Annotated in this window: 20 protein-coding genes; 7 read left to right on the top strand and 13 right to left on the bottom strand. The window is 71.0% G+C overall.

Translation table 11 applies throughout. The annotated features are described in order from the left end of the window. The 12 genes from EOV43_RS02675 to EOV43_RS02620 all read right to left on the bottom strand — a co-directional run bounded on the left by EOV43_RS02675 (position 1) and on the right by EOV43_RS02620 (position 10,913). Positions 1-678, bottom strand: coding sequence for a response regulator (locus tag EOV43_RS02675; RefSeq protein WP_128219560.1), 678 nt, complete (start codon positions 676-678; stop codon positions 1-3). Beyond that, positions 675-2,015: a sensor histidine kinase gene (locus EOV43_RS02670; protein WP_128219559.1), complete on the bottom strand. Its 1,341-nt coding sequence runs from the start codon at positions 2,013-2,015 to the stop codon at positions 675-677. Before EOV43_RS02670 ends, EOV43_RS02675 begins: the two co-directional genes overlap by 4 nt. Then, positions 2,012-3,103, bottom strand: a complete 1,092-nt coding sequence (locus tag EOV43_RS02665) for an acyltransferase family protein (protein WP_206611380.1) — start codon at positions 3,101-3,103, stop codon at positions 2,012-2,014. The genes EOV43_RS02670 and EOV43_RS02665 overlap by 4 nt, the downstream gene beginning before the upstream one ends. Further along, on the bottom strand, positions 3,093-4,055 hold the full coding sequence (locus EOV43_RS02660) for a D-alanine--D-alanine ligase family protein (protein WP_128219558.1): 963 nt from the start codon (positions 4,053-4,055) through the stop codon (positions 3,093-3,095). The genes EOV43_RS02665 and EOV43_RS02660 overlap by 11 nt, the downstream gene beginning before the upstream one ends. After that, a complete protein-coding gene (alr, locus tag EOV43_RS02655; protein ID WP_128219557.1) occupies positions 4,052-5,203 on the bottom strand; it encodes an alanine racemase in 1,152 nt (383 codons plus the stop codon). The genes EOV43_RS02660 and alr overlap by 4 nt, the downstream gene beginning before the upstream one ends. A gap of 119 nt (positions 5,204-5,322) precedes the next feature. Further along, positions 5,323-5,943 carry a class I SAM-dependent methyltransferase gene (locus EOV43_RS02650; protein WP_128219556.1) on the bottom strand — a complete coding sequence of 207 codons (621 nt, stop codon included), beginning with the start codon at positions 5,941-5,943 and terminating at the stop codon, positions 5,323-5,325. 14 nt (positions 5,944-5,957) lie between these two features. Further along, positions 5,958-6,344 (bottom strand): hypothetical protein, encoded by a 387-nt coding sequence (locus tag EOV43_RS02645; RefSeq protein ID WP_128219555.1) that lies wholly within the window; start codon positions 6,342-6,344, stop codon positions 5,958-5,960. Positions 6,345-6,471: 127 nt separating this feature from the next. Then, positions 6,472-7,500 carry an ECF transporter S component family protein gene (locus EOV43_RS02640; RefSeq protein ID WP_128219554.1) on the bottom strand — a complete coding sequence of 343 codons (1,029 nt, stop codon included), beginning with the start codon at positions 7,498-7,500 and terminating at the stop codon, positions 6,472-6,474. 278 nt (positions 7,501-7,778) lie between these two features. Continuing rightward, entirely contained in the window at positions 7,779-8,522 is a 744-nt protein-coding gene (locus EOV43_RS02635; RefSeq protein ID WP_128219553.1) for an SDR family NAD(P)-dependent oxidoreductase, read from the bottom strand. Positions 8,523-8,560: 38 nt separating this feature from the next. Beyond that, positions 8,561-9,238: a hypothetical protein gene (locus tag EOV43_RS02630; RefSeq protein WP_128219552.1), complete on the bottom strand. Its 678-nt coding sequence runs from the start codon at positions 9,236-9,238 to the stop codon at positions 8,561-8,563. A 279-nt stretch (positions 9,239-9,517) separates the two neighbouring features. After that, the gene (gene npdG, locus EOV43_RS02625; protein WP_128219551.1) at positions 9,518-10,183 is read right to left on the bottom strand and encodes an NADPH-dependent F420 reductase; all 666 of its coding nucleotides are present in this window, start codon (positions 10,181-10,183) and stop codon (positions 9,518-9,520) included. 88 nt (positions 10,184-10,271) lie between these two features. Continuing rightward, a complete protein-coding gene (locus EOV43_RS02620) occupies positions 10,272-10,913 on the bottom strand; it encodes a TetR/AcrR family transcriptional regulator (protein ID WP_239022270.1) in 642 nt (213 codons plus the stop codon). A 66-nt stretch (positions 10,914-10,979) separates the two neighbouring features. Between EOV43_RS02620 and EOV43_RS02615 the strand changes: the two genes are divergently transcribed. Next, positions 10,980-12,152: an acyl-CoA dehydrogenase family protein gene (locus EOV43_RS02615; RefSeq protein WP_239022194.1), complete on the top strand. Its 1,173-nt coding sequence runs from the start codon at positions 10,980-10,982 to the stop codon at positions 12,150-12,152. Positions 12,153-12,214: 62 nt separating this feature from the next. Further along, positions 12,215-12,973, top strand: a complete 759-nt coding sequence (locus EOV43_RS02610) for an SDR family NAD(P)-dependent oxidoreductase (RefSeq protein ID WP_128219550.1) — start codon at positions 12,215-12,217, stop codon at positions 12,971-12,973. A 112-nt stretch (positions 12,974-13,085) separates the two neighbouring features. Here EOV43_RS02610 and EOV43_RS02605 read toward each other — a convergent pair whose 3' ends face one another. After that, the gene (locus EOV43_RS02605; protein ID WP_128219549.1) at positions 13,086-13,976 is read right to left on the bottom strand and encodes a MerR family transcriptional regulator; all 891 of its coding nucleotides are present in this window, start codon (positions 13,974-13,976) and stop codon (positions 13,086-13,088) included. A 452-nt stretch (positions 13,977-14,428) separates the two neighbouring features. On the opposite strand from EOV43_RS02605, the gene EOV43_RS02600 reads away from it, so the two are divergent. The 5 genes from EOV43_RS02600 (at position 14,429) to EOV43_RS02580 (ending at position 19,501) form a co-directional block, all read left to right on the top strand. Beyond that, on the top strand, positions 14,429-15,886 hold the full coding sequence (locus EOV43_RS02600; RefSeq protein ID WP_128219548.1) for a cryptochrome/photolyase family protein: 1,458 nt from the start codon (positions 14,429-14,431) through the stop codon (positions 15,884-15,886). A 126-nt stretch (positions 15,887-16,012) separates the two neighbouring features. Continuing rightward, positions 16,013-17,068 (top strand): ABC transporter permease, encoded by a 1,056-nt coding sequence (locus EOV43_RS02595; RefSeq protein WP_128219547.1) that lies wholly within the window; start codon positions 16,013-16,015, stop codon positions 17,066-17,068. Beyond that, the gene (locus EOV43_RS02590) at positions 17,065-17,964 is read left to right on the top strand and encodes an ABC transporter permease (protein ID WP_128219546.1); all 900 of its coding nucleotides are present in this window, start codon (positions 17,065-17,067) and stop codon (positions 17,962-17,964) included. Before EOV43_RS02595 ends, EOV43_RS02590 begins: the two co-directional genes overlap by 4 nt. Further along, the gene (locus EOV43_RS02585; RefSeq protein ID WP_239022193.1) at positions 17,961-18,863 is read left to right on the top strand and encodes an ATP-binding cassette domain-containing protein; all 903 of its coding nucleotides are present in this window, start codon (positions 17,961-17,963) and stop codon (positions 18,861-18,863) included. Before EOV43_RS02590 ends, EOV43_RS02585 begins: the two co-directional genes overlap by 4 nt. Further along, positions 18,857-19,501 (top strand): ABC transporter ATP-binding protein, encoded by a 645-nt coding sequence (locus EOV43_RS02580; protein ID WP_128219545.1) that lies wholly within the window; start codon positions 18,857-18,859, stop codon positions 19,499-19,501. Before EOV43_RS02585 ends, EOV43_RS02580 begins: the two co-directional genes overlap by 7 nt. The last annotated feature ends 8 nt before the right edge of the window (positions 19,502-19,509 follow it).

The following is a 19,509-nucleotide window of genomic DNA, read 5'->3' as shown; positions in this document are numbered from 1 at the left end:
TCAGGCGAGCCCGTGCTCGTAGGCGAAGACCACGATCTGCACCCGGTCACGCAGACCCAGCTTGCGCAGCACCGACCCGACGTGGGTCTTCACCGTCGACTCCCCCAGGAACGACGCCGCCGCGATCTCACCGTTCGACAGGCCCCGCACGACGCCGTCGAAGACCTCGCGCTCGCGTTCGGTCAGTGACGCGTACGCGGCGGGCACCGTCACCTCGGGGGTGTTGAACTGGCCCTCCATCAGCGTCGCGAGGTCCTCCGGTGCCAGCACCGCGTGTCCGGCGTGGACCGTGCGGACCGCGTCGACGAGCAGCGCCGGCGAGGTGCCCTTGAGCAGGAACCCGCTCGCCCCCAGACGGATCGCGGTGGCGGCCCGGTCGTCGAGGTTGAAGGTGGTCAGCACGATCACCTTCACCGGCGTCTCCCGGGCAGCGACCGCGGCCGGGGAGAAGATCTGACGGGTCGCCTCGACGCCGTCCATCTCCGGCATCCGCATGTCCATCAGCACCACGTCAGGGCTCAGTGCCCGGACTGCCGAAACGGCCTCGGCGCCATCGGAGGCGGTGCCCACCACCCGGATGCCGGGCTGGGCGTCCAGGATCACCTGGATCCCGGCACGGAAGAGTTCCTGGTCGTCGACCAGCAGGACCCGGATCTCGTCGGGGTGTTCGTCGTTCACGGTCGGTGCTGTCCTTCGAGGGTTCCGGGCAACGGCAGCCAGGCCGTCACCGTGTGGGTGGAGGGACGGGTGGCGTCCCCGGTGCGGATCCGGACGTCGAGACGCCCGCCGACCGACTCCAGCCGACGCCGCATCCCGGTGACGCCCTGCCCGACCCGACGGACCACCGTCGGTGGGACCGCTTGCTCGGGTTCGAACGGCATCGCGTTGGCGACCTCCAGACGCAGGTCCCACCCCCAGTGGCGTTCCACCAGGATCGGCTCGTGCTCGTTGCCGTGGCGCACTGCGTTGGTGACCATCTCCTGCAGCACCCGGTGTGCGACCGTGGCGAGCTCGGGCGGGAGCGGGCGCGGCTGCCCTTCCTCCATGAACTCGACCCGGCGCCCCGAGGCGCGCACACCGTCGAGCATCACGTGCAGGTCCTCCACGGCCGGGGCCGGCACCGGCGCCCCCGAGGTGCTGGCCAGCACGCGGCGCACGTCGTCGAGAGAAGTGTGGGCGGTGGCTGCGATCGTCTCCAACGAAGCCCGCACCTGCTCCTCGTCGCCGAGGAACTGGGCCGCCTGGGCCTGGGCGAGGATCACGGTGAGTGAGTGCCCCACGACGTCGTGGACGTCGCGGGCCAACTGCGCCTGCTGCTCCCGGACATGCGCGACCTCCTCGGCCTCGACGCGGGCGGCAGCGGCGTCGTCGCGCTCCGCCTCGGCAACGGCCGTCTCCCGGGCGGCTGCCTCCGAGCGGATCCGGAACCGTACCGCCAGCCCCGCGAACCACGGCAGCGCGAGCGCGAGAATCGCCACCACGAGGATCACGAGCCGCCAGTCGACGACCTGGTAGAGGTCGTAGCCGTAGCGGTAGAAGCCGAACTCGGCAGCCGCCCTGCTGACCACCAGCGGGTCGAGGGAGACGGCGACGAGGAACGTCGCGGCCGGGATCGAGAGCGCACTGGCCCACAGCGTCCAACGGTTGCCCCACGCAGCGCACGCGAACCCGGTCAGCACGGTCATGCCGATCGCAGCCTGGGGCGGGCACCCCAGACCCACCATGCCGAGCACGATCCACGCCAGGAGCAACGACAACGACGGAACCCGTCCCGCCACCGCCACCGCGAGCACCGCGACGGCGGTGCCCCACAACGAACGGTTGCGGAGGTCGTCGTCGATCCAGTTGAGGTACGGGTCGCTGTGCGTGGCGAACCCGAACCACGCGATCACGACGGTGACCAGGGCAAGGGTCCCGAAGACGACGTCACGACGCCGGAACCGCGCTCCGGGTTCGCCGGCGACCGGGGCGAGGGGAACTTCGGAGTCGGCGTCACGCACACCGGATGTTCTCATGCGCGCACCTCCCGGCCAGCCGGTGCTCCCCGGCGTCGACCTCCCCATCGACGCGCCGCGGGTTCCTCGACCCAGCGCCACGACACCTCGGCGAGCAGACAGGTCAGCAGCACACCCACCACGGCCTGGACGCCGAGCGGCAGGTCCGTGGCACGCAGCCACACCGCGACCGGGTAGTTCCACAAGTAGGCGGCGTAACTACGACGCCCCAACCACACCGCGGCCCGAGCCAGGTCGGGCGAGCCCGCGGCGTCGACGCCCCCGGCCCGCGCACGCGCCACCAACAGCGTGGTCAGGACCGCCACCAGTGGCGCGACGACGGTGTACGTGAGCCAGGAACCGCGCACCGGCAGCAACGCGAGGGCCAGCAGTGTGGCTGATGCCGTCGGCACGATCCATCTCCCTGTCGCCAGCGGCTGCACCACCGGGGAGAACAGGGCCGACGCCCCGCCCACGACGAAGCAGAGCGCCCAACTGGTGGGGAACGCGTAGGCCACGTCGGCTGCCTCCCCCAGCCACAGCGCGGTCGCGGCCAGTCCGACGACGCAGGCCAGCAACGCCCCCAGGAGGAGCCTCACGCGTCGACGACGGGCGAGCGCGCACCCGAGGAGGACAGGCCACAGCAGGTAGAACTGCTCCTCCCCGGCCAGGGTCCAGAGGTGGAACGCCGCGTCACTGGACTCCCCCACCCACGGCAAGGGCAGGTTCGCGGTCCACGTCAGTGCGGTGCCCCAGGTCGCCGACAACGTCGTCCGGTCGCCGAGCGGATCGAGACACAGCACGACGACGCTGAACCCGATCAGCCAGAGGACCAGCGCCGGGGCCAGCCGCACGACCCGGCGTCGGTAGAACTCCCGCAGGTCGATCCGACCGTCCCGACGGTGTTCGGCCAGCAGCCCGTGGGTGATGAGGTGACCCGACAGCGCGAAGAACATCACCACCCCCACCACGCCGGCGCCGGGGAACAGGTCGGGCAGAGCATGCCGGGCCATCACCAGTGCCACCGCGGCGGCCCGCAGGACGTCGATCCCGACGTGGTGTGCACTCACGACGTCGGCGTTGCGGTCAGTGCAGGCCTCAACGGACACGGGCCGACCTGACGAGGTCGCTGAGCAGCTCCGCGTACGTCATCCCCGCGGCCGCCGCCATCAACGGCACCTGCGAGGTGGCCGTCATCCCGGGCACGGTGTTGACCTCGTTGAGCACCCAGCCACGCTCGGTGAGGAAGAAGTCGACCCGAGCAACCCCGGCGCACCCCAGGGCCTCGAAGACGTCCACCGCCTGACGTTCCAGCTCGGCGCGTTCCGCCCCGGTGATCGGGGCCGGGACCTCGAACCGGGTGCCGTCGCTGCCTCCGTACTTGGCGTCGTAGTCGAAGAAACCGTCGACGTGGACCTCCAGCGCCGGCGTGACCAGCAGCGTGCCGTCAGCCCGGCGCAGCACCGCCACGTCGATCTCGCGGCCTTCCACGACCTCCTCCACCAGTACGCGGTCGTCCTCGGCGAAGGCCGCCTTCAGTGCGACCTCGAGGTCTCCGGGCTCGCGGACCAAGGAGACGCCGTTGCTCGATCCCGCCGCGACCGGCTTCACCACCACCGGCCCTTCCCACGTCACCAGGTCGTCGGGACGCACCAGCCGCCCGGCGGCCACCTGCACCCCGACCTCGGCGGCCACGAGTTTGGTGACCCACTTGTCCATCGCCAGGGCTCCGGCGGTGAGGCCGGAGCCCACCACGGCGACCCCCAGCAGCGAGGCGAGCGCCGCAAGCGTCCCGTCCTCGCCGCCGGGGCCGTGCACCGACCCGAACAGCACCTCGCAGCGGGCGAGCTTCCCCAACGCCACAGCCGCGTCCAGTGCCGAACCGTCGGCGTCCTGCCACCCGCCGCAGCGGGTGATGTCCATGCGCAGCACCTCGAACTCGTCGAGACCTGCGAGCGTCGTGCTGATCGAGTCGGCGGTGGCGTTCGAGACGTCATGCTCGGAGCTCGTTCCGCCACCGATGACCGCGACCCGCGTGGTTGCTCCCTCTGCGGCGCTCATGCGGCACGCTCCATGTGGTTCGAGCTGTTGAGGTTTCCAGCGCCGAGGTGCACCCGCGCGACCCGTGCCGGGATCCCGGTGAGCACCTCGTGCGGGATCGTGCTCCCCCACTCTGCCCATTCCTGCACCGTCGGTTCACCCCGCTCCCCGGGCCCGAACACGACCGCCTCGGAGCCCGGAGCCACGGCGTCGTCCCCGAGGTCGACGACCGTCTGGTCCATCGAGATCCAGCCCAGGACCCGACGACGTCGTCCGGCCACCCACATCTCGGCATGGTCGGACGCCGCACGCGGCAGACCGTCGGCGTACCCCAACGGGACCAGCCCGACCCATCCGTCCCGGGACACGGCGTGGTCGTGCCCGTACCCGACGTGCTGTCCCGCCACGACTCGACGGACCTGGACGACGGGGGCGCTCAGGGTCGCGGCCGGGCGCAGCCCGCAGACAGCTGCCTCGACGCCGGACGGATCGATGCCGACGAGGCCGGCACCCACCCGCAACGTGTCGTGGTGGGCACCGGGGGTGCGCAGGGTCGCCCCGGTCGCGGAGAGGTGCAGGTGCCGCGGCGAGAGTCCGAGGCCGCGAGCGACACGGACCGCGGCGGTGAAGCGGAGGTGCGCAGCGCGGTGGTGGCGCTCGTTCTCGTCGTCGGCACACCCCAGGTGCCCCATCACTCCGACGACCTCGAGGTACCCGCAGCGTTCGGCGCCACGGGCGCGGGCACACAACGTCACCCAGTCCACGGGGTCGCAGCCGTCCCGGTTCATGCCGGTGTCGACGAAGAGATGGACCCGACGACGCACCCCGCTCCGGGCAGCACCACGGACCACGGCAGCCAGGTGCTCCAGCGAGGTCACGGCGACCTCGACGTCGGCGGTGGCCGGGTCCTCGAAGGCGGCGCCGACGGGGTTGAGCCAGCTGAGCACCGGCACCCCGAGGTCCAGCAACGGTTCGGCCTCAGCCAGCGTCGTGACCCCCAGCCCCGAGGCACCGGCGGCGATCGCCGCGCCGGCAACCGCCCGGGCACCGTGCCCGAAGCCGTCGGCCTTGACCACCGCAACCAGGTCGCGGGCCGTGCTCCCGGCCCGGAGCCGGGTGACGTTGTGGGTGACCGCCGCGAGGTCGACGGTGAGGCGTGGAGTGAGCATGCCTCGACGTTAGGTCTGGGCCACGGTGCTCCGGATCCACCCGGAGTACCGGCCGTCTCCGCCCTGGGTACCGGTTACGGCGACCTTTGGGTGGACCGGGGCAGGACCCACGGGACGTCTCAGCGGACGCGGAGCACGGTGACCGCGAAGTCGGCGTCGTCGGTGAACGGGTCGAGGTGCCAAGTCGCGAAGCGCTGCTCGAAGTCGGCGACACCGTCGCGGGCCAGGGCGGTGAGGTCGTCGTCGAAGGCGGTGAACGGGTAGACCTCGTCGCGACGGAACCCGAGGACGACGCGACCACCGGCACGGGTCACGGCACAGAGGTTGCGGAGCACCTGCTGCTCCGTGCCGGGCGCGAGGAAGACCATCACGTTGCCGGCGCAGACCGTGAGGTCGACGGGCTCGTCACCGACGTCGTCGAGCGTGAGTTCACTGAGGTCGGCGACGGCGTAGGTCGGGCCGGGGTGGTCGGTCTCGGCCGCCTCGATCAGGACCGGGTCGACGTCGAGGCCGAGGGCCTGGTGCCCCACCGCGTGCAGCGCACCGGCGACGCGTCCGGCACCGCAGCCCGCGTCGAGGATCCGGGAGCCGCGGCCGGCGAGGGTGTCGACGAACCGGGCCTCGCCGTCGAGGTCGGCGCCCTGGTCGGCGAGCGCGCGGAAGCGTTCGACGTAGTTGGTCGAATGGCCCTCGGGGGTCGCGGTGAACCAGCGGGGACGGGGAGAGGCGGACTCGCTCATGGAGTCATCCTCGCTCAGCCGACGCGGGCCTCGCCCACGAGGAGGTGGGAGGCGGTGGAGAAGCCGTCGCCGCGGAAACCGCGGAAACCGAGCTCGGCTCCCTCGGAGGTCCGCACGACCATGCCGTCGCCCCAGCGCGCGTCCAGCTCGGCGGCGAGTTCGTCGTAGGCGATCTCGGCGACGTTGAGCTCCTCGAAGGTGATCGCGGCGATCACGGCGTCCAGCGCGGCCCGCAGACGCTGACCATCCTCGTAGGCGCGGGAGTCGCAGACCTCGGTGTCGCAGGCTTGATCGTGCTCCGCCACCCAGGTGCCGTGCACACCGGGACGGCGCCACGAACGCTCCAGGTAGCCGCGGAGCAGGGACAGTCGGGTGGTGTCCGGGAGGTCCAGGTAGCGCATGACTTCTCCTCAGGTCGCTTCTGATGAAAACCTAGGCGCCCCCGACGCCCGCGTCATCGGAATCGACGAACTTTCACGTCGGCGAAACAACTGTTCCCCGATACGGGTCACCCGCAGACGCTGCCGGTCACCGTCGCGACGCCCGGGCTGAGCCGGGCGAGAGCGCAGAACTCCTCGAACGCCGTCCCCGCAGCCGGTCACGCAACCAGGCGCGACGCATCGAAAGGGTCTCCAGGAGCGCCAACGCGATGAAACCGGAGACGAGTTTGTCCACGACGGAGACGACGAGGTTGGAGACGAAGACCGCCGCCACCAGCCACGGCAACGACTCCGCCAGCGACTGGGTGAGCCGGGCCGAGTCGTGGAGGGTGAATCCGTCGTACTTGAGATAGGTGATGGGCACCGAGATGGCGGTGCAGGTGACGGCGACCGCCAGCGACAGGCCCAGGAACCTGACGGTGGAACGGGCCAACGCCCACCAGCGCACGCCGTAGCCCCACAGCAACGCGCCCGCCACCGCCACCGGCAGGTACGCGAACCCGGTGTCCCCGAAGAGGGCGACGTCCACGGCCATCGACGCCACGGCCACACCGGCTCCCCACCACGGCCCCAGAGCGATGGCGGCCACAGCGGTCCCGGTCATGTCCTGCCAGATCGGGAGGTCGAGGTCGGTCATCAGGCTCTGCCCGACGACGTTGAGCACCAACGCCAGGACGAGGAGTTTCGCGACGGTGGCAGGCCGCGGGCGGTGGAACCCGGCAGCGCGCGCCGCGACAGGCTCCGCGTCGGGCGTCTCGTCGGCGGCATCCTGGGTGGGCGTGACCTCGGTGGACGGTTCAGGAAGCGACGCGACGGCCGCCAGAGGCGTCGTCGGCGTGATCGGCGCGACGGCCGGCACCGGGTCCCCGCCCAGCACCTCGACGATGTCGGCCACGAGGTCGCGATCCAGACGTCGGCGCCCCAGCCGGAACGCGTCGTAGACCGTCGTGCGCGGCGGCATCGCTGCCTCCGGAGCCACGCCACGCGCCTCCCGCAGACGTCCCACACCCCGGGCGATCTCGGCGTAGGACGGTTCTCCGGCTGCTCGACGCAGTTCCTGCAGACGGAGTGCGACCGCGTCGGCCTGCCCAGTCCCCGGCCGCCCCAACTCCTGCATCCCACCCCCAACGACGTCGTGCACCCCCCGGCGCACCGGACAAGGCTAACCAGCGCTGTTCGGAGTCGAGGAGGCCGTTCGGGAATCGTCCGGACTTTGCTCCGAGGGCGCAGAACGTCCACGAACGACGGTGATTCAGATTTGAATGGAGTGCATCGGGCGGGAGGGCCCGAACCCACGGCGCACCGTCCTGCGTCGAGGATCTCTGCGGCGTCGGCCCTTCGCGGGGGCAGGGGCCGACGCCGTCAGGGACCAGCGCCGTCAGGAACGGGCAGCGATCAGGCCCAGATGTGTCCGGGACGACCGCCGTCGGCGGTGACCACCGCACCCGAGGCCACCCAGGCCCGCGGAGAGGCCAGGAACGTGATCAGGTCAGCGACGTCAGAGGCGTGCGGAGCCCGACGCAGCGCGTTGCCGGCAGCTGTCTCCAGGTAGTCGACGTCGCCCAGGTTGCGTTCGGTCACCGTCAGACCGGGGTGGACGCAGGTCACGCGGACCCCGTCGGGGCCGAGTTCGTCGGCAAGGTTCTTCGTCAGCGCCACCACGCCGATGTTGCGCACCGATCCGGAGATGTTGCCGGTCACCCGGGCGTTGCAGCCCGAGACGTTGACGACCGCTCCCCCGCCCCTCCGCAGGTGCGGCGCAGCAGCCCGCACGACCCGCAGGTAGCCGACCACCTTCGTGTCGACGTCGGCGAGCATGTCGGCCTCGACGAGCTCCTCGAGCGACGTCGGTGTGCCCGGCAGTGCCCGCGGAGCCGCCGCGTTGACCACGACGTCGAGGCCGCCGAGGAGATCGACGGTGCGCGCCATCGCAGCGCGGACCGTCACGTCGTCGGTGGTGTCGGCCAGGACGTGACCCACCGCGCCCACCTCGACGACTGCGTCCAGCAGCGCTGCCTCGTCCCTGCCCAGCAGCACCACGCGTGCGCCCTCCGCGACGAGGGCACGGGCCGTGGCGCGTCCGATCCCACGGTTTCCACCGGTGACGAGGGCACGGGCCCCCGAGAGTCCAAGATCCATGCGCGGTAGTGAAGCACTCCCACGCGCGGCCCCTGACGTCAGGCGGCGTTCTCGCGGGCGTGCCGAGCAGCGATGTCCCGACTGCTGGCGTGGCGTGGCTGGTTGTTGAGGTTGGCGACGATCCCCGCCCCGGCCATGCCCGCCGCCATGAACAACGCCGGGAGACCGTGGAACGGGGTGAAGCCCAGGAGTCGTTCTGCCAGGAGTGCGACCGGATGCAGCACCAGGGCGATCGGGATCCAGTACGGCACCCGGCACGCACCCCAGAGCGTGCGAGCGAGCAGCAACTCGCCGGCGAAGAAGGCGAGGTGGGCACCCTGGAGCATCCCGGCCTGCAGACCGTCCTCCATGACGCGGGTGAGGTCCCCCGGCGCCAGCGGGACGTGGGTGACGACGTTGCGCAGCATCAACAACTGCTGGGCGAACCCGGCGATCATGACGACCCCCAGGGTCAGTAGCGCCATCCCGAGGAACCCGCCGATCTCACGACGTCCCTGCGGGACGAGGGACCTGAGCGCAGGCAGCCCCAGGATCAGCGCCGTGGCACCCAGCAACAGCACCACCGCGGGCGACAGCAGGCCGTCCGGTCCCCGGACGACGAACTCGAGCACCTCCCCGTAGCCGTCAGGGCGTGGCATGGTCTGCGCGCCGTAGAAGAGTCCGGTGGCCCCCACCACCAGGGAAGCCGCCGAAACGGGGAGCCAGTCGATTCGCACCCACAAACGGTAATGGCCGAGCACTCCACTGACAGAGTGATCGGCCAAACCTGCCGCGTGCAGGCGGCCAGCGCCCCCCGAGATGGCGCAGGTCGCCCTGTGTGCACAAGACGTCAAGGACCTTAACAACCAATGCCACACCGTCGCGTGTCAGCGACGGCGAACTGCAACATGTTCACCCCGTCCGGGGGTGCGGTGGTCACGGACGAACGACGGACGGGCCGTTCCCCCAGGGAGAACGGCCCGTCCGTACGGAGATGTGACCCGTGGCGAGGTGGGTCAGACGCCGGTGGCCTTCACGCCCGCGTGGGTCTTGTAGCGACGGTTCATCGCGATCAGGTTGGCGGTGAGCGCCTCGACCTGGTGGGCATTGCGACGGCGACCGCCCCAGACGCCACGGACACCGGGGATCGAGGCGGCCAACTCCTGGACGAGGTCAGTGGCGTCGCGCTCGTCACCGAGGACGAAGACGTCGGTGTCGATGCTGCTCAGCTCGGGGTCCTCGAGAAGAGCGGCAGAGACGTTGTGGAAAGCACCGACAACGGTCGACTCGGTCAGGATCGCGGCAGCCTGCTCGGTGGCGGAACCCTCCTCCACCTTGAGAGCGAAGGGGCCCTGCTTGTCGAAGCCGAGCGGGTTGACGCAGTCGACGACGATCTTGCCGGCCAGGACGTCCTTGAGGGACTCCAGCAACTCCTTGTGGCCGTCCCACGGGACGACGACCAGGACGACGTCGGCAGCAGCAGCGGCGTCGGGGTTCGCGGCACCGGTGACCTTGCCGCCGGTGGCCTCGACCAGCTCCGCAGCGGTGGCCTCGGCCTTCTCCGCGCCGCGACCGCCGATGACGACGCTCAGGCCAGCCTGGGCGAAGCGACGGGCCAGCCCGCGGCCCTGGGGTCCGGTGCCGCCGAGGACGGCGATGGTCTTGCCTGCGAGCTCGCTCATGTCTACTCCTGGGGTGGTTCTAACCGTGGTGGCCGCAGCCGCCTGACTTAAATGTCTGACATCTGGGAGGGGCAACAGATTCGCACGCTCAGCGCGTCGAAGTGTCACCGGGGTCACGCAGTCCGCGCAGCAGCAGTTGCGCCAACTGTTCGTAGGCGGCGGCGTCGTCCAGGCCTGTGACCCGGGCGATCTCGCCGGCCTGGATCGCCGACATCACCTGGGCGACGACGGCGCCGACGAAGACCGCGTCGACCTCGCGCAGACGACCAGTGCCGACGCCCTCAGCCACAAGACCCCGGATCCGCTCGGCAGCCAGTTCGGTGTTGTGGCGGTAGATCTCGCGCGCCGGTTCGTGGGCGGCGAGGTCAGCGTAGAACTGGGGGGAGGCCGGAGCGAGGCCCCGCGCGACGGCGCGCAGGTAGGTCTCGATCCGCAGCACCGGATCGTCTGCGAGCGCCACCTCGGCCTCGATCGCGGCCGTGGCGTCACGGAACCAGGTGCGCACCACCTTGAGGACGAACTGCTCCTTGGTGGGCGCGACGAGGTAGAGGGTGCTGCGGGAGCAGCGCAGGCGTTCGGCGAGGTCACCGATGCCGAAGGCGAGGAACCCCTCGGCCAGGAACAGGTCACAGAGACCGGAGAGCAGCTCTGCCCGGCGGGCGTCACGGCGCACCTCGACCCGACCGACGGGACGTCGAACGACCGACCTGCGAGAACTCTCATGACGCATCTCCACGGCCGCTACAGTACTCACACCGAGAACGCAGTACTCATTCCAGTACGTCAGGAGAGACGGGTGTCCGCACGCCGCGTGATGAGCAGCTCCGAGACCGCCGACCTGCTCTCCCTCGCCCGTCGCGTCTGCGCCGACCTGGCCGAGCGGGCCGTCGAGGCCGAGTCCTCCGCCACTTTCCCTCGTGACGTCTTCACCCTCCTGGGCGAGATCGGCGTCCTGGGACTCCCCTACCCCGAGGAGCAGGGCGGCGGCGGCGAGACCTACGAGGTGTACCTCCAGGTGCTGGAGGAGATCGGTGCGGTCTGGTCCAGCGTCGCGGTGGGCGTCAGCGTGCACGCCCTGTCCTGCTTCCCCCTGGCCCGCTTCGGCACACCTGAGCAGCAGCAGCGCTGGCTGCCCGACATGCTCGCCGGCCACCTCCTCGGCGCCTACTGCCTCTCCGAGCCGCACGCCGGGTCCGACCCGGCCGCGATGACCACCACCGCACGCCGCGACGGCGCCGACTACGTCCTCGACGGTGCGAAGGCGTGGACCACCCACGGCGGCGAGGCTGACTTCTACACCGTCATGGCGCGCACCGGCACCGGTCGCACCGACATCTCCTGCTTCCTCGTCCCCGCCGACGCCGAGGGGCTGCGCGCCGACACCCCCGAACGCAAGATGGGCCTGACCGGTTCCACCACCGCGACGATGCTGCTCGACGGCGTCCGCGTCCCGGCCGAACGACGTATCGGCGACGAGGGCCAAGGCCTGCAGATCGCGCTGGCCGGGCTCGACTCCGGACGGCTCGGGATCGCTGCCGTGGCCACCGGGCTCGCCCAGGGCGCGCTCGACCTCGCGGTCACCTACGCCCAGCAGCGCGAGACGTTCGGGTCCCGGATCATCGACCACCAGGGGCTGGCCTTCCTGCTCGCCGACATGGAGATCGCGGTCGCCTCGGCCCGCGCCACCACCCTGCACGCCGCCCGCCTGCGGGACGCCGGGCTCGGCTTCTCCCGCGAGGCCAGCGTCGCCAAGACCCTCGCCACCGACAACGCCATGCGCGTCACCACCGACGCAGTCCAGGTGCTCGGCGGATACGGCTACACCCGCGACGTCGCCGCCGAGCGCTACATGCGCGAGGCCAAGGTGATGCAGATCTTCGAGGGCACCAACCAGATCCAACGCATGGTGATCGCCCGCTCGCTCGACCGGGACACCCCCGGCCCGATCACCCACCTGCCCCCACTCTGATCCAACCCTCCCCGCACAGCCCGTCACGACCCAGCCCGTCACGACCCAGGAAGAGGAACACCATGCAGCTCAACGACACCGCCGCGATCGTCACCGGAGGCGCCTCCGGACTCGGTGCCGCCACCGCCGAGGCACTGACCAAGCAAGGCGCCAAGGTCTTCGCCTTCGACCTCCCCACCGCGATCGAGGCCGCCCCCGCCGTCGACGGCATCACCTACGTCGGCGTCGACGTCACCGACGTCGAGCAGGTGCAGGCAGCCGTCGACACCGCCGCGTCCGCGGGCGTCCCGCTGCGCACCGTCGTCAACTGCGCCGGCATCGGCCCCTCCGCCCGACTCCTGGGCAAGAAGGGTCCCCACGACCTCGCACTCTTCGCCAAGATCGTCCAGGTCAACCTGCTTGGCACCGTCAACGTCATGACCCTGGCCGCGGAGAAGATCGCCGAGACCGAGGCCCTGGAGCACGGCGCCCGTGGCGTCGTCATCAACACCGCCTCCGTCGCCGCGTTCGACGGCCAGATCGGCCAGGCCGCGTACTCCGCGTCCAAGGGCGGCATCGTCGGCCTCAACCTGCCGGCCGCCCGCGACCTCGCCCAGTACGGCATCCGCGTGCTGACGATCGCACCCGGCATCGTCGAGACGCCGATGCTGGCGACCGTCTCCGAGGAGTTCCGCGCTGCGTTGGCGGCGGGGATCCCGTTCCCGCAGCGCCTGGGCCGTCCCGACGAGTACGCCCAGCTCGCCCTGAGCCTGATCGACCACGACTACCTCAACGGTGAGGTCATCCGGATGGACGGCGCGTTGCGCATGGCCCCGCGCTGATCCCTCGCCCCGGGCCCGTCAGCGACGCCCGGGCAGCGCAATTGTGGGATCGATGCGCCGACACGCCTGTGGCGGTGGCATCAATCCCACAATTGCGGAGCGGAGTTGCGGCTCAGGCAGTGAGGCGTTCAGCGAGCGTCCGGGCGGCGTCGCCGACCCGGTGTCCCAGACGCACGCAGGACGCCGGGGTGCGGTCCTGGAGTCCACCGCCGACCGCCACGAGCAGGTCCGGCTGGGCGACACCGAGCATCTCGACGACGGCCTCGACGTGGGCGAGGTCGCGGGTCATGGAGGCCGCCAGCACCACGGCCGATGCGCCTCGAGTACGGACCGCGGAGGCCCAGTCCTCGACCGGCAGGTCGGCGCCCACGTACGTCGTCGGCAGACCAGCGCGACGCGAGCAGACCGCGAAGCCGAGCAGACCCAGCTCGTGACGCGACTTGGGCGGCAGACCGACGACGACGCGCGGCCCGGCCAACGGTGCGGCAGCGGCGTCGAACGCCGCGGAGAGGCGTCGGACCACCGCGTGGGAGACCATGTGTTCGCCCGCCACGGTGACGCGTCCCGAGGCCCAGGCCAGGCCGAGTTCGGTCATGGCAGGGAGCAGCCAGTCGTCGGTGACAGCCTCGAAGGAGGCGCTGGCGTAGCGGGCGTCGAGCAGTCGGGTGACCGCGGCGACGTCGAGGCGTTCGGCGGCGACCAGCAGGGCTTCGGTGGCACCGGCGGCGTCGTCGGGAATGCCTTCGAAGGTGTCGACGACGACGGTGCGGGTCTGGACCTCCCCGGCGAGGAGCCGCTTGGCCTCCTCCGCGGCCTGCCTGGGCGCCATCCCGTCCATGACGAGGGAGTTCATGGTGCTGAGCGCGCGCAGGGCTTCGTCGTCGTAGAGGCGGTAGCCGGAGTCGGTGCGCAAGGGGACCGCGATCTCGTAGCGCCGTTCCCAGGCGCGCAGGGTCGCGACGTTGACGCCGATCATCTCGGCCGCGTGCTTGATCGTGTACATGCCAGCTGCTCGCCCGGTCGACGGACCGGACTTCCTCCGCCCTAGTTCTGCGTGCCCAGCCAGCGCTTCCCACCTCAGCGTGCGAGTGGGGCGTCAGCCCGTAGATCCTACTGCGCCTTCCCCGGGATCCCCGGCGATGACACGAGTGCAACGAAGCGCTCACCCCCGAGTAAACCTTGTGCAAACCTTGAACACAACCTTTGACAAAGATTGTTCGTGCACCTAGCGTCGTACTCGCTGAAGAACTCCCGATCAACCCCTCCCCTCCGTCGGCACGCTGACCACCGGTCCCCATCCGGTGACCGACGGAGAACTGATGCCCCGTCGCCGCCCCCATCGGTGACGGGGCATCAGCGCGTCCACAGTCATTGCAGCCCCAGCACGAAACCACCACGGCACTGGTCGCGGCGCGCGCGACCTGAGAGCGTGGGAGAACGACTCCCGGAGGACACGTGACCAGACCCGCCGCACCCGCTCCCGTTCTCGTCTGGCTGCGCCGCGACCTGCGCATCGAGGACCATCCCGCGATCGGCGCCGCGACCGCGCTGGCCAACGAGAGCGGCGCGACGGTGCTGCCGCTCGTCGTCCTCGACGAGACCTTGGCGCTCAGCGAGACCCGACGTGCGCGGTACGGCGCCGCCGTCGACGCACTCGCCGCATGCCTCTCCGACCTGGGCGGCAGCCTGCTGACGCAGGCGGGCGACCCCCGAGAGGTCCTGCCCGACGTGGCCCAGGCACTGGGTGCGACCCACGTGGTGGTCAGTGGCGAACACACACCCCACGCCCGACGCCGCGACGCCGCCGTCGCCGATCGACTGGCCAGCCGGGGCGTCGTGATGACGTCGGCCGGCTCGTGCCACGTGCTCGCACCGGGCACCGTGCGCACCAAGGCCGGTACGCAGCCCAAGGTGTTCACCCCCTTCTTCCGCACGTGGCTGGACCAGGTGCGACGCGACCTGAGTGAGGCGCCACCCTTGGGCCCGGCACCCGAGGACGTCCCGTGGCACCACCTCGACACCTCGACCCCGCACCGCGACGACGCACCCGCACAGGAGGCGCCCATACAGGAGGCGCCCGCACAGGAGGCGGGCGAAGCCGCTGCCCTGCATCGATGGGACGGCTTCCGTGCCGACATGGCCGGGTACGCGGCCGACCGCGACCTGCCCGCCGCGGACGCGACCAGTCGCCTCTCGATCGCCCTGCGCCTGGGCGAGGTGCACCCCGCGCGGCTCGTCGCCGACCTGCTCGACGACCACGCCGACCGCGCTGCCGCCAACGGCGAGGCGCCCGGCGACGTCGACCTCGACGCGGACGTACGCAAGTTCCTGGCCGAGATCGCATGGCGCGACTTCCACGCCGACGTGCTGTGGCACCGCCCCGAAGCACTCTGGGTCGACATGAATCCGGCGCCCGCAGGGATCCACGACGAGCCGGGCGAACAGTTCGACGCATGGCGCGAAGGCCGCACCGGCTACCCGCTCGTCGACGCCGGCATGCGGCAGTTGCTGGCCGAGGGGTGGATGCACAACCGGGTCCGGATGGTGACGGCGAGCTTCCTGGTCAAGGACCTCCTGCTGCCGTGGCAGGTGGGCGCGCGGCACTTCCTGGAGCACCTGCTCGACGGCGACCCGGCGTCGAACAACCTGGGGTGGCAGTGGGTGGCGGGCGTCGGGACCGATGCTGCGCCGTACCACCGCGTCATGAACCCGACGGCGCAGGCGACGCGGTTCGATCCGCGCGGGGAGTACGTGCGGCAGTGGATCCCGGAGCTGCGCCATCTGGGCGGCAAGAAGGCACTCGAACCCTGGAAGCACGACGACGGGCACAGCGACGGATACCCGCGCCCGATCGTCGACCACTCCGAGCAGCGGACCGAGGCGCTGCTGCGCTGGCGCAACGCCCGCGCCTGACTCGCGACCGGGTCGCACGGGCACCCGAATGCCCACATTTCGATACAACTTGTATCCCAATGAACCGCTGGGCGACGGCCGGGACTACTCTTCTTGCGAACCCTTTGCAATAAGAGCGGGAGAGCCATGTCCACAGCAGTTGACGCCCCCGAGGCAGTCAGCGCGCCGAGTCCGTCCCGGCGCACTGCCGGCCGTACGGGCGGGCGTACGACCGGGCTGGTCGTCGGGAAGTTACTCCGGCTCCTCAGCCTGCTCGTCGCCACCGTCGTCGGCATCTTCGTCCTGCTCTCCTACTCCCCCGTGGACCCGGTGCAGGCCTACGTCGGCGCCGACTCCGCCGCCCTGAGCGCGGAGCAGAAGGCACAGATCGCCGAGCGCTGGGGACTCGACGACCCGCCGCTGGAACGCTTCGGCGCCTGGGCCGGCAACCTCCTCCAGGGCGACTGGGGCACCTCGCAGGTCTACGGCGAACCCGTCCTCGACGTCATCGGCGAACGGTTCATGGCGAGCCTCGCGCTGATGGCCCTGGCCTGGATCTTCTCCGGTGTCCTCGGGTTCATCCTCGGCCTCGTCGCCGGTGCCCGCCAGGGTCGCCTCACCGACCGCGTCCTGTCATGGTTCGCCTACACGCTCGCGTCGTCCCCGACCTTCTGGGTCGGCCTGCTGCTGCTCTACGTCTTCGCCGTGCAACTGCAGTGGGCGCCGGTCTGCTGCGCCGGCCCGATCGGCGCACTGCCCGGCGAGGTCTCACTGCTGGAGCGTCTGCACCACCTCGTGCTCCCGGCCCTGACGCTCAGCGTCGTCGGTGTCTCGCCGGTCCTGCTGCACACCCGGCACGCCACCATCGAGGCACTGGCCAGCGACCAGGTCTCGTTCGCCCGTTCCCAGGGCGAGAAGTTGCCCGGCCTCGTCCTGCACCGTGTCGTCCGCAACGCCGCAGCCCCCGCGCTGATGCTGCAGTTCGCCTCCGTCGGTGAGCTCTTCGGCGGTGCGGTCCTGGCCGAACAGGTCTTCACCTACCCCGGCCTCGGCGAGGCCACCACCACCGCCGCGATGCGCCAGGACGTCCCGCTGCTGATGGGCATCTCGATCATCACCGCGGTGCTGATCTTCGTCGGCAACGCCCTCGGCGACGTCGCGCACCGCGCCGTCGCACCCCAGACCAAGGAGGTCGGCGCATGAGCGAGGCCACCCTCTCCCCCGCGACCGGCTCGCCGCACGGTGGTGGGCAGCGCACCGGATCCTCGCTGCGTGCCGCGTGGCGCAACCGTCGCACCCGCACGCTGACCAGTCTCACGCTGGCACTGCTGGTGGTGGTTGCGGTGGTCGTCGTCGGTGGAGTCGTCCGCGACGACGCCGCCGTCACCGACCTGACGCAGAAGACGCTGGCCCCCAGCGGCGAGCACTGGTTCGGCACCGATCCCTACGGCCGCGACCTCTTCGAACGCACGATGGTGGGCCTGCGGCTCAGCCTCGTCGTCGGCACCACCGCCGCCGTGCTCTCGGGCCTGATCTCGATCGCCCTGACCCTCTTCGCAACCGTCGGTGGACGCTGGGCGATGGCGACGGTCAACTGGCTGATCGACCTCTTCCTGGCCCTGCCGCACCTGGTGCTGCTGATCCTCGTGGCGTTCGCGCTCGGCGGCGGCACCGACGCGGTCGTCCTGGCCGTCGGCCTGACGCACTGGCCGCGGCTGACCCGCGTGCTGATCTCGGTGGCCCGCGAGATCAACGCCACCGACTACGTCGCGCTCTCGCGCACCTTCGGTTCGTCGCGACGCTTCGTCGCCCGACGCCACCTGGCCGTCCACCTGGTGCCGCACTTCTCGATCGGCGTGATCCTGATGTTCCCGCACGCGATCCTGCACGAGGCGGCGCTGTCGTTCCTCGGCCTGGGCATCGACCCCGGCCAGCCTGCGATCGGCATCCTGCTCGCCGACTCCATGCGGTACCTCTCCGCCGGCCACTGGTGGCTCGCAGCCCTGCCCGGCCTCGCGCTGCTGCTGATCGTGAAGCTGATCGACCGGATCGGCGACGACCTACGGATGCTCTCGGACCCGAGGAGCGCACACCTGTGAACGCCACTCCTGCTCCTGCGCCCAGCGGCCAGCCACTGCTGGAGGTCCAGCACCTCGCGGTCTCCTTCACCCAGTACGAACGCGGCCTGCGTCGTCGGGAACTCACCCCGGTCACCGACATGTCGGTGAGCGTCAACGCCGGCGAGGTCGTCGCCCTCGTGGGAGCCAGCGGCGCCGGCAAGAGCCTGCTCGGCCAAGCCGTCCTGGGCATGCTCCCGCCCAACGCGACGTCCTCGGGCGTGATCCGCTGGCAGGGTCGCGAGCTCGACCTCGCCGGACGCCGAGCCCTCGCCGGACGCGAGGTCGCGTTCCTGCCGCAGTCGCTCAGCCACCTCGACCCGACCGCGACGGTCGGGGCACAGGTGCGCCGTTCCGCACGTCTCCAGGGCGCGTCGCGTCGTGAGGCGAAGACCCGGGCGCTCGACGCGCTGACCTCCCAAGGGCTCGACGCGTCGGTGCTGAAGCTCTACCCGCACGAACTCTCCGGCGGCATGGGACGACGCGTCCTCACCGCGTGTGCGCTGATGGGATCGCCGTCGTTGGTGATCGCCGACGAGCCGACGCCCGGTCTGGCGTCGGAGAGCGTCACCGCTGTCCTCGATCGACTGCGTGGCATCGCCGCGACCGGCGCCGGCGTCCTGCTGATCACCCACGAGATCACCGGTGCGCTGACGGTGGCCGACCGCGTGGTCGTCGTCGACCGGGGTCGTTCGTTGGAGGAGGCGCCGGTGAGCGCGTTCACCGGCCACGGCGTCGCGCTGACGCACCCGTACTCGCGCCAGTTGTGGATGGCGCTGCCCGGCAACGGGTTCCAGGTACCGGCCGACCACGTCGCGCACACGTTCCACGTGATGGAGCACGACCACGCCCACCCCCACACCGAGGAGCAGCCGTGCTGACCGGGACCGACCTCTCTTTCCGCTGGTCGCGTCGCGGCCCGTGGATCCTGCACGAGCACGCGATCGAGGTGGCGCCCGGCGAGGTCGTGGGCCTGCGTGGCCCCTCAGGGTCGGGCAAGTCGACCTTGGCCGCAGTGCTCGCCGGGCTGCAGCGTCCGGCGTCGGGCACGGTGCTCGTCGACGACGAGCCGTTGGCGTCGTTCACGGGTGCGTCGCCGGTGCAGGTGGTGCTCCAGCACCCCGACCGCGCGATGAACCCGCGCTGGACGATCCGCGAGGTGCTGGCCGAGGCGTTGCCGCTGCGTCGTCGTGAGGCGTTGGTGCGCGTCGACGAGATCGTCGCCGAGGACTGGGCCCGTCACGGACTCGTGAACCCTGACTGGCTGGGACGACACCCGCACGAGATCTCCGGCGGCGAGCTGCAGCGGGTCAACCTGCTGCGGGCGCTCTGCGCCGAACCCCGCTACCTGCTGGCCGACGAGATCTCGGCCAGCCTGGACGCGATCACCCAGACGGTGCTGTGGCACCGGATCGAGCACGAGGTGAAGTCGCGCCGGATCGGCGTCCTGGCCGTCTCCCACGACTCCGCACTCCTGGAGCAGGTGGCCGACCGGATCGTCGACTTCCGCACCCCCTGAGGTCCGCT

Source organism: Nocardioides yefusunii (genome assembly GCF_004014875.1).
Lineage (GTDB): Bacteria > Actinomycetota > Actinomycetes > Propionibacteriales > Nocardioidaceae > Nocardioides > Nocardioides yefusunii.
This window is presented reverse-complemented; position numbering and strand designations above follow the sequence as displayed.